Genomic DNA, 14,809 nt, shown 5'->3' with positions numbered 1-14,809 from the left:
ATTTAAATAGAGTTACGGCGGCCACAGCGACAGGGAAACGCCCGGTCCCATCCCGAACCCGGAAGCTAAGCCTGTCAGCGCCAATGATACTGCCCACTCGGGTGGAAAAGTAGGACACCGCCGAACATATACAAAAACACCCCCGGCAACGGGGGTGTTTTTGTATTTCGCTTTAATCGAATAGCGTCAAATTCGCTCGCTGCTTCTCCAAATCAAGCAGTGTTCGCTTTCGGCCGAGCCCGCCGCCGAAGCCGGTGAGGCTCCCATTGGCGCCGATGACGCGATGGCAGGGAACGACAATCGCGATCGGATTATGGCCATTGGCCAAGCCCACCGCGCGCGCCGAGCCCGGGGCGCCGATCTGCTCAGCGATTTCCCCGTACGACCGGGTCTCGCCGTACGGAATCGTCCGCAGCGCCTCCCACACCCGCCGCTGGAATTCGGTGCCCCGCAGCTCGAGCTCGATGTCGAAGTCGGTCAGCTCGCCGGCGAAATACGCGACGAGTTGCTCGACGGCGCCGTCAAACGCGTGCGGATCGGGTGACCAGTCGGCGCGGTCCGGTTCGTAGGTCTGGTCGACCATCCGCAGGTTCGTCAAAACCGAGCCGCGGCCCGCCAGCGTGAGGAATCCGATCGGGCTTTCGATGGTGCGGTAGCGGATCATGCGACCTCCTGTGGCGGCCAATGGTTTACCGGATGATCGAGGGTGGTCCAAAGATGCTGGGTGGCATAGGAGCGCCAGGGACGCCAGTGGGCGCTGCGCTCGATGAGCTTTCGCTGATCGGCGGGCAGTCCGAGTTCCTTTGCCGCCAACTGGAGTCCGAGGTCGCTGGCGGGAAAGGCGTCCGGGTCACCGAGCGCGCGCATCGCGATCACCTCCGCCGTCCAGGGCCCGACGCCGGGCAGCGCCAGCAACTGCGCGCGGGCGCTTTCCCAATCGCTCCCGGCGTCCAGGACGACGCTGCCGTCGGCGAGCCCGGCGACCAGGGCGGTGAGCGTCCTTCGCCGGGCCTTCGGGACGGCCAGGTGGATGGGATCGATCTCGGCCAGCTGTTCGACCGACGGGAAGGTGTGGGTCAATGCGCCCCCGGGATCATGGATCGGCCTCCCGTACGCCGCGACCAGCCGGCCCGCATGCGTCCTCGCGGCCTTGGTCGAGACCTGTTGGCCGAGCACGGCGCGCACCGCGAGCTCGGCCTCGTCGACCGTGCGCGGAATTCGTTGCCCGGGGGCCTTTTTGACCACCGGTGCCAGCTCGGGGTCGGCGGCCAGCGCGTCGACCACGGCTTCGGGGTCGGCGTCGAGATCCAGCAACCGACGGCACCGGGCGATCGCGGTCGTGAGGTCGCGGAAGTCGTCGAGCGCCAGTTGGCAGCGCACGTGATCGACGGCCGGCGCCAGCGTCACGACGGCGCTGCCCCGCGGCAGCCGAAGGCTGCGCCGGTAGGCGCCGTCGCGGACCTCCTCGCAGCCGGGCACGATGCCGGCCGCGAGGTGGCCGAAGACCCCCTCGTAGGCGAACGGCGTGCGCACCGGTAGTCGAAGGCACAGCGCCCCAGGCGAATTGGCGTCCGACGTCGACCGCATCGTCGCGCGTTTGCGCAGCGCCGTCGGCGTGCCGTCGAACACCAACCGCACTGTGTCGTTGAACTGCCGGATGCTGGAGAATCCGGCGGCGAAGGCGACGTCGCCGAACGGCAGGCCGGTGGTCTCGATGAGCACCCGAGCGGTTTGGGCGCGTTGCGCGCGGGCCAGGGCCAGCGGCCCGGCGCCCACCTCGGCCCGCAGGAGGCGCTCCAGCTGGCGGGTGGTGTAGCCGAGGCGACCCGCTAGTCCGCCCACACCCTCCCGGTCCACCGTCCCGTCGGCGATCAGCCGCATGGTGCGCGCGACGACGTCCCCGCGCACGTTCCATTCGGGCGACCCGGGAGACGCATCGGGGCGGCATCGCTTGCACGCCCGGAACCCCGCTCGCTGGGCGGCCGCCGCGGTCGGATAGAACCGTACGTTGCGGGCGAACGGCGGCCGCACGGGGCAACTGGGACGGCAATAGATTCGCGTCGTCAAGACCGCGGTGACGAACCAGCCGTCGAACCGGGCGTCCTTGGACTGGACGGCCCGGTAGCAGCGTTCGAAATCCTCGTGCACGCCTCCACAGTTACACCCACCCACCGACAAAACTGGCGGAAAAGCGACATGGTGGTGGGTCGGTTTATTGCGCGCGGCTCAGCCGTTCCCTGGATTCCAGGAGGTCGCCCCTCACGCCCTCGAGGTCTGCCTCGATCAGCGAATGGTCCCGTTTGCGCCAACGGCCCGCAATCATCACGGCTTCGATGTTGCCGATGCCAGCGTGGAGGGCGGCGGCGATCGGATCACGAGCCGGCCAGAGGTTGAGCGGCCGCGCGTCAATGACGACCAGGTCGGCTTGCATGCCCGGCTCGATTCTGCCAATCCGGTCGTCCAGCCCCAGGGCGCGCGCGCCCTCGACGGTCGCCCACGACAACGCCTGCTTGCTGGTCACCGACGGCGATGGGGCTGACGCGCCGGTCGCCTGCCGGTGGCGCTCGTGGTCGAGGCCGCGCTGATGGGCCAGCGCGATGCGCGCGGCGCCCAGAATCTCCCCGGAAACCGCCGTGTCGGTGTCCGTGCCCAACGACGGCGCCGCGCCATGTCTCAACAGGTGTCCGGTGATGGGGACGCCATGGCCGTGCCCGAGCTCGCTTTCCGGTGTAACGGTGAAGCTGACGCCGGCAGCGATCAGGCGGCCGAACCAGTCGTCCGTGAGACCGGCGCCGTGGACGATGTTGGTGCGCGGCCCGAACAGCCCAGCGGCGCAGACCGCTTCCCATCCAGCCCCGGGTTGGCCGCCACTTTGATGCATCGAGGCGACGAGATCGCGTTCGGCGGCGGCACGCAAATCGGCCACGGCCACATCCGGTGTCGAGTATTGCGGCCCGGCGATCGCCATCCCGACGGTGAGCGACCCGAGCGCCGATGCGGGCCGGTCGAGCAGCCGGTCCACCTCGGCCAGCGGATGGGCTACGTCGGGGGCTCGCTTCGGCGCTCCGTGCAGAAACACGGCGCGTATCCCGGACCGTTCCAGCCCTTCGAGGGCCGCGTCGGTGTGCTCGGGTGTCGGATTGTTGTGGCACCAGTCTCCCAGCGCCGTTGTGCCGCAATCGATTTGATTGAGGGCACCGGCGAGGTTGCCGATGTAGACGTCATCGGGTGTGTAGCGGTCCGCGACGCCACCGTGCATGTGCCCCAGATAGTCCAGCAGTGTCCAGTCGGCCCCCGCCAAGCGCAGCGCACTCTGCCACGTGTGTAGATGCGCGTTGACAAGCCCGGGCATGATGACGCGACCGGGAAGGTCGACCGTTTCGGCGTCCGAATCGTCAATGCGTTCGCCGAGTTCGGTGATCTGATCGCCCTCGACAACGATGTCGATGCGCTCCGCGTCGGGGCGCGCTCGCGACATGGTGATCACCTGCGCTCCGCGCAGCACGGTGCGGCTCATGGCTGACTCAGGCCGGGTCTTGTGCGTCCCACGGGACGGTGCCGGAAAGCCAATGGGTGATGCGCTCTTCCTGGTCGTTGCGGTAGAGGTGTCGCGGCGGCTGACCGAATGTCGCGTAGGGGCGGCACCGAACGACAACCCGGTTTTCTTCGCGACGCATGGCGTCGACGACCGGCCGGGCTTCTGGCGGGAGCGGCTGGCCCGACATTCTGGCACCAACTTCCATCATGACGTCGCACACCAGGTCGGGGTCGTCGTCGATGACCGCGTCGGCATACACCTGCAAATAGGCGAAGGGCCAACGTTCGTCGAGGACGCAGAGCCCGACCTTGCCATCGCGCGCGATGACGCGGGACTTGCCGCGCCCGGCCATCGTCGACACCAGCAGTTCGTCCCCGTCGGTGGGGACGTAGTAGACGACCGACATGCCGGGCCCGTCATTCTTCCGGCGGTAGCCGAAGACGCAGGTGCGATGGGTCAGGACGAACTCGCGGCGCTCGGATGGGAGCAGATCGCGATCGGTGGGAATGGTGAAGGGCTCCGTGGCGAGTGGTAGCAGCATGGTGAGGCGTCTTCCGGTCTGGCTTGAAGGTGAATCGGGTGGGCCCCGATAACTTTATGGATACATCGTATCCGTTATTGCGGTCACGGGTCAAGAGCCGCGATACGGGGCCCACCACCAGCGCGGTGGCCGACCACCTGCCTGTGCCGATCGAGGAGGAGTTTGCGCTCGGAATCGAGCTCATCGTCAGCGGTCTGGCGAAATACCCAGCAGCGCAGAGCGACAGAGAACCTACGTCGCGGCCTCGCGATGGACGCCCGCGGCGGACGCGATGAAGTCGCGGGCCGGGCGGGGCAATGGCCGCGCGGAATTCCAGATCATCCCGACGTCGCGGTAGGCGTCGGCGTCGGCCAACGGCAGCACGTTGACCCCGGGCGCGTGCTCGCTGCCGTCGATGGGCATCAGGCTGATGCCCAGTCCGGCGGCGACCAGCCCGGCGGTGGTGGTCAGGTTGGCCGATTCCAGGACGATTCGCGGCTGGAATTGCGCTGCGGCACACAGCTCGTCGAGCAGCCGGCGCATGCCGAACCCGGGGTGCATGGCCACGAATGGTTCGTCGGCGAGGTCGGTCATGCCCACCACCGCGGCGGCCGTGAGTCGGTGCCCGTGGGGGACGGCGACGCCGAGCCGCTGACGAAACAGGCTGCGCCAGGCGAAAGTTGGCTCCCGCGGCCGCGGCGAAACCACCGCGACGTCGACGGACCCGGATTGCACCAGCTCACCGATCGATTCGGCCGCGCCCTCCTCGAGGGTGAACGCCACTCGCGGCGACGCCTCCGCGAACGCCGCGATCAGGCGCGGCACCACCGTCGACCCGAATGAACTCAAAAACCCCAGCCGGATCTCGCTGACCGCCGGATTCGTCAGGTCCTCGATCGCCCGTCGGGCCGAATCGAGCTCCGACTGCGCCCGGCGCGCGTGCTCGTAAAAAACGCGGCCGCAGGTGTTGAGCGCGAGCCGCTTGCCGCGGCGATCGAACAGCGCGACCCCGAGTCGGCGTTCGAGGCGCGCCAGCATCCGGGTGAGCGTCGGCTGCGCGATGTGCAGTTGCTCGGCCGCGGCCGTGACATGTTGCAGCTCCGCCAGTGTGACGAACCACTCGTAGTCGCCGTCCTGCATCGCCGCCACCTTTACTTATACCTATATTGCATCGTACCCTCGCCAATAATTCATTTCCGTTCCCATGCCGCGGGGCGAAACATCGTTGCTATGCCGATCGCCCACCGAGCCGGAAGCCGCGGATACCGCCGCGTGACGGCGGCGCTGTACGGCGCCGGCCTGGCCAGTTTCGCGGCGATGTACTGCACCCAGGCCCTGCTGCCGGCCTTCTCGGCCTATTACCGGATCACGCCGGCCACCGCCGCGCTGACGGTCGCGCTGACCACGGGACTGCTGGCGCTGTCGACCATCCCGGCGAGCGTGCTGTCCGAGCGCTACGGGCGCATCACCGTGATGCTGACGTCGGGGGTCGCCTCCAGCGTGATCGGGTTGTTGTTGCCCCTCAGCCCCTCGCTCGGCGTTCTGCTCGTCGGCCGGGCGCTGCAGGGCGTCGCCCTCGCCGGGATACCCGCGGTTGCGATGGCGTTCCTTGCCGAGGAGGTGCACGCCTCGTCGCTCGGTTCGGCGATGGGACGCTACATCGCCGGAACCACGGTCGGTGGCCTGACCGGGCGGGTCGTCCCGGCTCTGGTCGTCGACGTGAGCAATTGGCGGGTGGCGCTGTTGGTGTGCTCGCTGATGACGCTGGCCGGCACGGTGGTCTTCGCGGTCCTGGTGCCCCGGTCGCAGTTCTTCACCCCGAAGGCCGCAACCGTGCGCGCCAGTGCGCGCAACCTCGCCGCACACCTGCGAAACCCCGTGTTGCTGAAGCTTTTCGCGCTGGGCTTCGCGCTGATGGGCGGCTTCGTCACGGTGTACAACTACCTGGGGTTCCGGTTGGCCGCCCCGCCGTTCGGATTGGCGCCGTCACTGGTTGGCCTGCTGTTCGTGCTGTACCTGGTCGGTACCGGGACGTCGGTGGTGGCCGGGCGGCTGGCCGACCGCAGGGGACGCGCGCTGGTGCTCGGCGGCGCGTTGCCGATCACCGTGACGGGCCTGATGCTGACCGTCCCGCACTCGGTGGTCGCGATCGTTGTCGGGCTTGGCGTATTCACCGGCGGATTCTTCGCCGCGCACACCGTGGCCAGCGGCTGGGTGGGTGCGGCGGCGCGGCGGGATCGCGCCGAGGCGTCGGCGCTCTACCTGTTCAGCTACTACCTGGGCGGATCGGTCGCCGGCGCATGCGGCGGGCTGGTCTACGGCGCCGGCGGCTGGCCGGCCACGGTCTGGTTCGTCGGCGCCCTCGTGCTCGTCGGCGTGGCGCTGACGGTGCTCTTGGTGCGCGAAACGGGTTTCGGGTCAGGCGCCGAACAACTGGCTGATCTTCGAAAAGAGTTGCCACACACCATAACCGAATGGAACGGCTACCCAGAGCCAGGCCAGCGCGATGCTCGATTTCGTCATGGTTGCCTCTCCGGTTGCCGGTGGGGGAGTGCCTCGGACGCCGCTGCGGCACCGTCGGGCTGGTGATGCTTGGCGGCCACGGGCCGGATCAGCTCGTTGCAGACCATCCCGACGACCAGCAGGGCGATCATCACCTCGAACGAGGCGAGATAAAGATCCGGGCCGTGCTTCCCGGCCGCCTTCTGCGAGTCGGCGATGGCGTTGACGATGAGCGGACCCAGCACCCCCGCGATCGACCACGCCGTCAGCAGCCTGCCGTGGATGGCGCCGACCTCGTAGGTGCCGAACAAGTCACGCAGGTATGCCGGAACGGTCGAGAACCCCGCACCGTAGAACGACAGGATGAGCACGGTGCACAGCAGGAAGGTGACCTTGTTGGAATTGGTCGTCAGCGCCAGCGTGAGATAAAGCAGCGCGCCCCCGCCGAGGTAGAGCCGGTACATGTTCTTGCGTCCCAGTGCATCCGACAACGACGACCATCCGATCCGGCCGAGCATGTTGGCCAGCGACAGGAGCGCGACGAATCCGGCGGCCGCGGATGCCAGCGCCGCCGCGCGGGGCGCCCTCGGGAAGAAGTCCTGGTAGATCGGAGAGGCCTTCTCCAGGATGCCGATGCCGGCGGTCACGTTGAAGCAGAGCACCACCCACAACAGCCAGAACTGGGGCGTCTTGATCGCATTGGCCGCCGACACGCCGGCCGTCGTGATCAGCGATCCCGCCTTCTGCGGCTTGGGTTTCCAGCCCGCCGGCGTCCATCCCGGCGCCGGCACCCGGATCAGCAGGCACCCCATCGACATGAACACCGCGTAGGTGCAGCCCATCACCAGGAAGGTCCTGGCGACGCCGGGGATGCTGTTGCGGCCGAAGGCGTCGAGCAGGCTGTTCGTCCATGGGGACGCGATCAGCGCCCCGCCGCCGAACCCCATGATCGCCAGGCCGGTCGCCATGCCGGGGCGGTCGGGGAACCACTTGATGAGCGTCGACACCGGCGAGATGTAGCCGATACCGAGGCCGACCCCTCCGACGACCCCGTACCCCACCACGACGAGCCAGTATTGGTGAACCGAAACTCCGCATCCGGCGATCAGCAACCCGCTGCAGAAGCACACGGTGGCAACGGCCATGGCCCAGCGCGGTCCGTAGTGGTCGACGCGGGTGCCGAACGCCGCGGCCGAAAGGCCCAGCATCACAATGGCGACCGTGAACGGCATCGCGCTGGCGGTTCCGGAGACGTGCAGCGATTTCTCCAGCGGGATCTTGAAGACGCTCCAGGCGTAGGCCGATCCGATGGCCAGGTGGATGGACAGCGCGGCGGGCGGAACCAGCCAGCGGCTCCATCCGGGCCCGGCAACGATTCTCGAACGATCAAGCAACGCAACGGTTGTCAAGATGCACCCTTCTCGCGTGGGCCGGAGCTTCACCACTATCGGTGGGGTGCAACGCGTGGGTCAAGGCACGATTTCTATTGTCCTATAAAGGATTTCTATCGACGAAGCTCATCGCTGTTGACCACACGCGTTGTCAGCGCGGATTAGCGATCGGACCGGGCGGCTTCCACCGGGGCGGCGAGCCGCGTCGGACGCTCGTACCCTCGGAGGGTCACTGTCTCTCCCAAAGACCAACGGGCACTTTCGTCTTCGCCCGCGCACTCGATCGCGCCGGCCGTCGCAAGCAATCTGCCCGGATGCGACTTGGCCAGCTCGCACAGTCGAGCCGCCTCGTTGACCGGTTCGCCGATGACCGTGTATTCGAACCGTTCCTTGGCGCCCACGTTGCCGGCGACGACCTGGCCGGCCGCCACGCCGATGCCGGCGTCGAGCTCACACATCTCCCCGGTGAGCCGCTCGGCGATGCAGCGCGCGGCGGCCAGGGCCTCGTCCTCGGGTGAGTCCAGATGATTCGGAGCACCGAAAATGGCCAGCGACGCATCGCCTTCGAACTTGTTGACCAAGCCGCAATGGCGGTCCACTTCCTCGACGACGATCGCGAAAAACCGGTTGAGCACTTCGACCACTTCGGTCGGCGGTTGAGTGGTCACCAGTTGCGTCGAGCCGACGATGTCGATGAATACGACGGCGACGTGACGTTCTTCGCCGCCCAACTTCGGTCGCTCGCGTTCGGCGGCCAGGGCGACCTCGCGGCCGACGTGCCGGCCGAAAAGGTCGCGCACGCGTTCGCGTTCGCGCAGGCCGTCGACCATCGCGTTGAACCCACGCTGCAGCTCGCCGAGCTCGGTCCCGTCGAAGACCACCAGGTTCCCGCGCAGGTTGCCCTGCTCGACCCGCCGCAGCGCGGCCCGCACCACCCGCACCGGGGTCGCGGTCAGCCAGGCCAGGATCCACATCAACAGGCATCCGAAGATCAGCGTGGCGACCGAAGAGATCAGCACGCCGACCGCGAACTCGGTCTCGGTCAGGTTGCCCAGCAGGATCTGGAACATCGCCAGCAGGCCGATACCGATGACGGGCACGCCGGAACCCAGGAACCACACCACCATCGTTCGGCCCATGATGCCCGCCGACAAGCGCCGCGGCGGCGGTCCCGCCTCCAGCGCCTGGGCGGCAATCGGGCGCAGCGCGAACTCGGCGAGCAGATAACTGGCGGTGGCCACCAGGAGGCCGCAGAAGCTGACGACGAGGAGGAAGCGCGGGATGAACAACGTGTTGGCCAAGCCGTAGAGCGTCGTGTACACCACCGTCCCGATGCCCCACAGGATGAGGTCGTACATGGCGAGTCGCCACGGCGCGAGGAAGGTGTTGCGCTCGTCCTCGGCGGTCGGCCCGCGCTCCTCGATCGCCCACCGCAACGCGAGCACGGTGCGGCGGGTGATCCAGTACGTGCCCACCGCCAGGGCCGCGGCGATGTAGGCCGGGGAGACGCCGAACGTGAGCCAGGCGGGCGCGTCGTGGAAGATGCTCGGCTGGGGAATGGCCACGATCACCAACAGCAGCGCGACGGCGATGCCGATCAGGTTCGCGCCCAGGACCAGCACCGTCATGATGACCTGGATGCGGATGCGGCGCCGTCGTTGGCTTTCCGCCACCCGCCCGAGGATGAGGGAGCCATACGCGGGCGTATCCGGCAGGCGGCCGCTCTGGCGGGTGATCCTCTCGAGCACCCGGCCGATACGTTGGGCCACGCTCATTTTGGCCGACATCGTGGCGCCAGCCTAATTTGTCGCCCACGCTCTAAGGTGAGTCGGGTGCGTCTTGTCATCGCCCAATGCACCGTGGACTACGTCGGCCGGCTCACCGCACACCTGCCGTCGGCGCGAAGGTTGTTGCTGTTCAAGGCCGACGGATCGGTGAGCGTGCACGCCGACGACCGCGCCTACAAGCCGTTGAACTGGATGAGCCCGCCGTGCTGGCTGACCGAGGAGCCCGGCGAGGTGCCGGTGTGGGTGGTCGAGAACAAGGCCGGCGAGCAGCTGCGCATCACGGTGGAGGAGATCGAGCACGACTCGAGCCACGACCTGGGCGTCGACCCCGGATTGGTCAAGGACGGCGTCGAGGCTCACCTTCAGGCATTGCTGGCCGAGCATGTGCAACTGCTGGGCGAGGGATACACGTTGGTCCGCCGCGAGTACATGACCGCGATCGGCCCCGTCGATCTGCTGTGTCGCGACGAACGCGGCGGCTCGGTCGCGGTGGAAATCAAGCGGCGCGGCGAGATCGACGGCGTGGAACAGCTCACCCGCTATCTCGAGCTGCTCAACCGCGACAGCGTCCTGGCGCCGGTCAAAGGCGTCTTCGCCGCCCAACAGATCAAGCCGCAAGCGCGAACTCTCGCGATGGATCGCGGAATCCGTTGTATCACACTGGACTACGACAAGATGCGCGGCATGGACAGCGACGAATACCGGCTGTTCTGATGTGTCCGCGCCGCAAACCGCCACGACGACAGCCGGTAGAGCGGTCGGCAATGCTGCGCCGGATCGAAACGGGGCCCGACGGCCACGACTACGAGGTGCGGCCGATCGCGGCGGCTCGTGCGCTCAAGACCTACCGCTGCCCCGGCTGTGACCACGAAATCCGCTCGGGCACTGCGCATCTGGTGGTATGGCCGACCGATTCACCGCACGGCGGAGTCGAGGATCGGCGGCACTGGCACACGCCGTGCTGGACCAACCGCGCGACGCGCGGCCCGACGCGAAAGTGGTCGTGAAACACCGGCCTGAAGTCACGAGCGTGCGGCTGGCCGCACCCTGAGCACCGAACGTGCGGCTGGCCGCACGCTCGGCGCAAGCCGGGCTTTGGGAAGCGGGCGTTAGGAAGCCGGCTCCACCAACTCGATCAGGACGCCGCCGGCGTCCTTGGGGTGGATGAAGTTGATCCGCGAGTTTGCTGTGCCGCGCCGGGCCGCCTCGTAGACGAGTCGCACGCCCTGCTCGCGCAGCTGCTCGCAGATGGTGTCCAGATCGCTGACCCGAACGGCCATCTGTTGGATGCCCGGTCCGCGCTTCTCCATGAACTTCGCGATCGTCGACGAGTCGTCGAGCGGGGCCATCAGCTGAAGCTGCGCGCTGGTGCCGGGGACGGCCAGCATCGCCTCGCGGATGCCCTGGTCGTCGTTGACTTCCTCGTGCACCAGGATCATGCCGAGGTGGTCGTGGTACCAGGTGATTGCGGCGTCTAGGTCGGCGACCGCAATGCCGACATGATCCAGGCCAGTCACCAAGGACGTTGCCAGGAGGTGGCGGGCGTCAACTTGATCGGTCGTCATCTCACCACGGTAACGTGGCGGCAAAGATTCCGCTTCTCCAGGTAGCGGAAACGGCCGTCGGTGCACGCCCAGGAGGTACTCATGACGACGTCGGTGATAGTTGCTGGGGCGCGGACGCCCATCGGCAAGTTGATGGGTTCGCTGAAGGATTTCTCGGCCAGCGATCTGGGCGCCATCGCGATCGCCGCCGCCCTGGAGAAGGCCAAGCTCCCGGCGAGCGCGGTCGAGTACGTGATCATGGGCCAGGTGTTGACGGCCGGGGCCGGCCAGATGCCGGCGCGCCAGTCGGCCGTCGCGGCGGGCATCGGCTGGGACGTGCCGGCGCTGACCATCAACAAGATGTGCCTGTCCGGCATCGACTCCATCGCGCTGGCCGACCAGCTCATCCGCGCCGGCGAGTTCGACGTCGTGGTGGCCGGCGGCCAGGAGTCGATGACGAAGGCGCCGCATTTGCTGATGGACAGCCGGGCCGGCTACAAGTACGGCGACGTCACGGTGCGCGACCACATGGCCTACGACGGCCTGCACGACGTGTTCACCGACCAGCCGATGGGCGCGCTCACCGAGCAGCGCAACGACCTCGACAAGTTCACCCGTACCGAGCAGGACGAGTACGCCGCGCGCTCGCACCAAAAGGCGGCCGCGGCGTGGAAGGACGGCGTCTTCACCGACGAAGTCGTGCCGGTCAATATCCCGCAGCGCAAGGGTGATCCGCTGCAGTTCGCCGAGGACGAGGGGATCCGCGCGAACACCACCGCCGAGTCCCTGGCCGGCCTCAAGCCGGCGTTCCGCAAAGACGGCACCATCACGGCCGGTTCGGCGTCGCAGATTTCCGACGGCGCGGCCGCGGTCGTGGTGATGAACAAGGCGAAAGCGCAGGAGCTGGGGCTTTCCTGGCTGGTCGAGATCGGCGCGCACGGCGTCGTGGCCGGCCCGGACTCGACGCTGCAGTCTCAGCCCGCCAACGCGATCAAGAAAGCGCTGGGCCGCGAGGGCATTTCGGTGGACCAACTCGACGTCGTCGAGATCAACGAGGCGTTCGCGGCGGTGGCGCTGGCCTCCACCCGTGAGCTGGGCGTCGATCCCGAGATCGTCAACGTCAACGGCGGCGCGATCGCGGTCGGGCACCCGATCGGCATGTCGGGCGCCAGGATCACGCTGCATGTCGCTCTGGAGCTGGCCCGCCGCGGCTCCGGCTACGGCGTTGCGGCCCTGTGTGGGGCCGGCGGGCAGGGTGACGCGCTGATCCTGCGGGCCGGTTAAGCGCTCCGCTCAACGTTGCTGGCATCGGCGCTTCGGGAAAGTTTGTGATTTAGGTCATAAGCCGTCATCGGTGCAGCGGAGGCGCCTATTCGGGCCATCCGCGCGCATGACAAACTTGACGACGTGACGCGTCCGCGACCCAGTATCGGGCCCGCATTGGCCGGTGCGGTCGATCTATCCGGTCTCAAGCAGCGAGCCCAGCAGAGCGCTTCTTCGCCCGGCGCGGGCGGTCCGGCGGCGCCGGCGATCGCGGGGGCAACCGAGGTCACCGAGGCCAATTTCGAATCCGAGGTGCTGCTCCGGTCCGACGAAGTCCCGGTGGTCGTCGCGCTGTGGTCGCCGCGCAGCGATGCGTGCGTCCAGCTCGTCGAGACGCTGGCGGGCCTGGCGGCCGAGGACGACGGCAAGTGGTCGCTGGCGACGGTCAACGTCGACGTGGCCCCCAGGGTGGCGCAAATATTCGGCGTGGACGCGGTCCCGACCGTGGTCGCTCTGGCCGCCGGACAGCCGCTGTCCAGCTTCCAGGGGGTGCAGCCGCCCGACCAGTTGCGGCGCTGGGTGGACTCGCTGCTGTCGGCGACGGACGGGAAGCTAAGGGGCGCAAGCGGTTCCGAGCAAGCGGAAGTGGACCCGGAGTTGGCCCAGGCTCGCCAGCAGCTCGAGGACGGCGACTTCGCCGGCGCCAAGGACTCGTATCAGGCGATCCTGGACGCCAATCCGGCCAGTGCCGAAGCGAAGGGGGCGATCCGCCAGATCGACTTCCTCACGCGCGCAACGACACAACGGCCCGACGCCGTCACGGTCGCCGACGCGGCGCCGGGTGACATCGAGGCCGCGTTGGCCGCCGCCGACGTGGAAATCCTCAACCAGGATGTTGCCGCGGCGTTCGGTCGCCTGACTGCCTTGGTTCGCAGCACATCTGGCGACGATCGCACCCGGGTGCGCACCCGCCTGATCGAGCTGTTCGAACTCTTCGATCCCGCCGACCCCGAGGTCGTCGCCGGCCGGCGCAACCTCGCGAACGCGCTGTACTGACCGGCGCCGCCAAAGGCTAGGGCGCCGTGCCGTTCAACCCGGGCAGCCCGAGCAGGCCGCCGGCTCCGCCGCTGCCGGGGGTGCCGGGAAGGGGGCCCTGCCCGGCGTTGCCGCCGTTGCCGCCATTGCCGATCAGCTGGGCCCCACCGCCGGCCCCACCGTTACCGCCGCTGGTCACCCCGGAGAATGCCGTCCCGCCGGCCCCGCCCGCGCCGCCGCTCCCGATCAGGCCTGCGGTACCGCCGGCTCCGCCGGCGCCGCCGTTATTGGCGAAAGAGAATCCGCCGATGCCGCCGGTGCCGCCGTCGCCGTCAAGCAACCCCGCATTGCCGCCGGCCCCGCCGATTCCGGCGGTCTCCCCGCCGCCACCACCGCCGCCGGCGCCGCCGGAGCCGCCGAGCAGGCCGCCCCGACCGCCGGCACCCCCTGCGCCGCCGACTGAGCCGGTATCGAACGCGTTCCCCCCGGTGCCGCCGGAGCCACCGAAGCCGAACCACCCGGCGGCGCCGCCCGCCCCACCGGTGCCGGCAAGTCCCTTGATGCTGTCGGCGCCGGCGCCGCCGGAGCCGCCCGCACCGAACAGCCCGCCGGCGCCGCCCGCGCCGCCGGACCCACCGTTGGTGCCGATGTCCGCGCCGAACCCGCCGGCGCCGCCGCTGCCGCCGACTCCGGAGAAGAGGCCGCCGGCGCCGCCGGTCCCGCCGGTCCCGCCGTTGGCGTTGTTGTTGCCGAGCCCGCCGGCGCCGCCGGCCCCGCCGGGGGTGAAGAGGCCGCCGGCGCCGCCGGTGCCGCCGGTCCCGCCGTGGAAGCCGCTGCCGTTCCCCGCCCCGCCGGTGCCGCCCGCGCCACCCGGTGCGAAGGGGTCCAACCATCCGCTGCGACCGCCTGCCCCGCCGGCCCCGCCGAGCTGGCCACCCCCGCCGGCGCCTCCGAGGCCGCCTGCGCCGAACAGGCCGCCGGCCCCGCCGGCCCCGCCCGCGCCGCCATTGCCGGTGGCCAGCGCGAACCCGCCGACTCCACCGGGGCCCCCTGAACCGAACAGCAGGCCGCCGGCGCCGCCGGCCCCGCCCGCTCCGCCGTTGCCGGTGGGGGAGCTGCCGCCCGCGCCGCCGGCACCGCCGACGCCGATCAGCCCGGCGGCGCCGGCGGGATCCTGATCGGCAATGGCGGCGCCGGCGGGTCCGGCGGGGCGGGACTGCCGGGCGGCA

12 protein-coding genes, 1 rRNA gene and 2 pseudogenes are annotated in these 14,809 nt (G+C 69.0%); 6 read left to right on the top strand and 9 right to left on the bottom strand.

All coding sequences use genetic code 11. The annotated features are described in order from the left end of the window. Positions 1–13: 13 nt before the first annotated feature. Positions 14–126: ribosomal RNA gene (gene rrf, locus A5655_RS03560) — 5S ribosomal RNA — on the top strand. Positions 127–172: 46 nt separating this feature from the next. Here rrf and A5655_RS03555 read toward each other — a convergent pair. The 5 genes from A5655_RS03555 to A5655_RS03535 all read right to left on the bottom strand — a co-directional run bounded on the left by A5655_RS03555 (position 173) and on the right by A5655_RS03535 (position 5,198). After that, complete coding sequence (locus A5655_RS03555) at positions 173–664, bottom strand: methylated-DNA--[protein]-cysteine S-methyltransferase (RefSeq protein ID WP_067005643.1); 492 nt, start codon at positions 662–664, stop codon at positions 173–175. After that, positions 661–2,148, bottom strand: coding sequence for a DNA-3-methyladenine glycosylase 2 family protein (locus A5655_RS03550; protein WP_067005641.1), 1,488 nt, complete (start codon positions 2,146–2,148; stop codon positions 661–663). The genes A5655_RS03555 and A5655_RS03550 overlap by 4 nt, the downstream gene beginning before the upstream one ends. Positions 2,149–2,212: 64 nt before the next feature. Continuing rightward, complete coding sequence (locus tag A5655_RS03545; RefSeq protein WP_067005639.1) at positions 2,213–3,517, bottom strand: amidohydrolase family protein; 1,305 nt, start codon at positions 3,515–3,517, stop codon at positions 2,213–2,215. A gap of 7 nt (positions 3,518–3,524) precedes the next feature. Beyond that, positions 3,525–4,079, bottom strand: a complete 555-nt coding sequence (locus tag A5655_RS03540; protein WP_067005637.1) for a pyridoxamine 5'-phosphate oxidase family protein — start codon at positions 4,077–4,079, stop codon at positions 3,525–3,527. A 231-nt stretch (positions 4,080–4,310) separates the two neighbouring features. Then, entirely contained in the window at positions 4,311–5,198 is an 888-nt protein-coding gene (locus tag A5655_RS03535) for a LysR family transcriptional regulator (RefSeq protein ID WP_067005775.1), read from the bottom strand. Positions 5,199–5,288: 90 nt separating this feature from the next. Here A5655_RS03535 and A5655_RS03530 point away from each other — a divergent pair. Further along, positions 5,289–6,476, top strand: a pseudogene (locus A5655_RS03530) (MFS transporter); the annotation flags it as partial. Positions 6,477–6,577: 101 nt separating this feature from the next. Here the strand turns inward: A5655_RS03530 and A5655_RS03525 are convergent. Both A5655_RS03525 and A5655_RS03520 read right to left on the bottom strand, forming a co-directional pair. After that, entirely contained in the window at positions 6,578–7,969 is a 1,392-nt protein-coding gene (locus A5655_RS03525) for an OFA family MFS transporter (protein ID WP_156764675.1), read from the bottom strand. A gap of 143 nt (positions 7,970–8,112) precedes the next feature. Beyond that, entirely contained in the window at positions 8,113–9,738 is a 1,626-nt protein-coding gene (locus A5655_RS03520; protein WP_067005633.1) for an adenylate/guanylate cyclase domain-containing protein, read from the bottom strand. Positions 9,739–9,783: 45 nt separating this feature from the next. Between A5655_RS03520 and nucS the strand changes: the two genes are divergently transcribed. Both nucS and A5655_RS03510 read left to right on the top strand, forming a co-directional pair. After that, complete coding sequence (gene nucS / locus A5655_RS03515) at positions 9,784–10,452, top strand: endonuclease NucS (protein ID WP_067005631.1); 669 nt, start codon at positions 9,784–9,786, stop codon at positions 10,450–10,452. Then, positions 10,452–10,745 carry a hypothetical protein gene (locus tag A5655_RS03510; protein WP_156764674.1) on the top strand — a complete coding sequence of 98 codons (294 nt, stop codon included), beginning with the start codon at positions 10,452–10,454 and terminating at the stop codon, positions 10,743–10,745. Before nucS ends, A5655_RS03510 begins: the two co-directional genes overlap by 1 nt. 102 nt (positions 10,746–10,847) lie before the next feature. Here the strand turns inward: A5655_RS03510 and mce are convergent, their stop codons facing one another. Further along, on the bottom strand, positions 10,848–11,303 hold the full coding sequence (gene mce, locus A5655_RS03505; protein ID WP_067005628.1) for a methylmalonyl-CoA epimerase: 456 nt from the start codon (positions 11,301–11,303) through the stop codon (positions 10,848–10,850). 81 nt (positions 11,304–11,384) lie between these two features. Here mce and A5655_RS03500 point away from each other — a divergent pair, with 81 nt between their 5' ends. Together A5655_RS03500 and A5655_RS03495 are read left to right on the top strand one after the other, a co-directional pair. Next, positions 11,385–12,566 carry an acetyl-CoA C-acetyltransferase gene (locus A5655_RS03500; RefSeq protein ID WP_067005626.1) on the top strand — a complete coding sequence of 394 codons (1,182 nt, stop codon included), beginning with the start codon at positions 11,385–11,387 and terminating at the stop codon, positions 12,564–12,566. 123 nt (positions 12,567–12,689) lie between these two features. Beyond that, positions 12,690–13,601 (top strand): tetratricopeptide repeat protein, encoded by a 912-nt coding sequence (locus tag A5655_RS03495; RefSeq protein WP_067005624.1) that lies wholly within the window; start codon positions 12,690–12,692, stop codon positions 13,599–13,601. Between the two features lie 16 nt (positions 13,602–13,617). On the opposite strand, the pseudogene A5655_RS28170 reads toward A5655_RS03495, so the two are convergent. Beyond that, positions 13,618–14,809: pseudogene (locus A5655_RS28170) on the bottom strand (PE family protein); the annotation flags it as partial.

Source organism: Mycobacterium sp. 1081908.1, assembly GCF_001673535.1.
Taxonomy (GTDB): Bacteria; Actinomycetota; Actinomycetes; order Mycobacteriales; family Mycobacteriaceae; genus Mycobacterium.
The sequence above is the reverse complement of the archived record's forward strand: the minus strand, read 5'-3'. Positions and strand labels throughout refer to the sequence as shown.

Bases quoted from the DNA above. Each gene is read 5' to 3' on its own strand.
- A5655_RS03555 (WP_067005643.1), bottom strand. From the start codon at position 664: ATGATCCGCTACCGCACCATCGAAAGCCCGATCGGATTCCTCACGCTG.
- A5655_RS03545 (WP_067005639.1), bottom strand. From the start codon at position 3,517: ATGAGCCGCACCGTGCTGCGCGGAGCGCAGGTGATCACCATGTCGCGA.
- A5655_RS03540 (WP_067005637.1), bottom strand. From the start codon at position 4,079: ATGCTGCTACCACTCGCCACGGAGCCCTTCACCATTCCCACCGATCGC.
- A5655_RS03535 (WP_067005775.1), bottom strand. From the start codon at position 5,198: ATGCAGGACGGCGACTACGAGTGGTTCGTCACACTGGCGGAGCTGCAA.
- A5655_RS03520 (WP_067005633.1), bottom strand. From the start codon at position 9,738: ATGTCGGCCAAAATGAGCGTGGCCCAACGTATCGGCCGGGTGCTCGAG.
- A5655_RS03510 (WP_156764674.1), top strand. From the start codon at position 10,452: ATGTGTCCGCGCCGCAAACCGCCACGACGACAGCCGGTAGAGCGGTCG.
- mce (WP_067005628.1), bottom strand. From the start codon at position 11,303: ATGACGACCGATCAAGTTGACGCCCGCCACCTCCTGGCAACGTCCTTG.
- A5655_RS03500 (WP_067005626.1), top strand. From the start codon at position 11,385: ATGACGACGTCGGTGATAGTTGCTGGGGCGCGGACGCCCATCGGCAAG.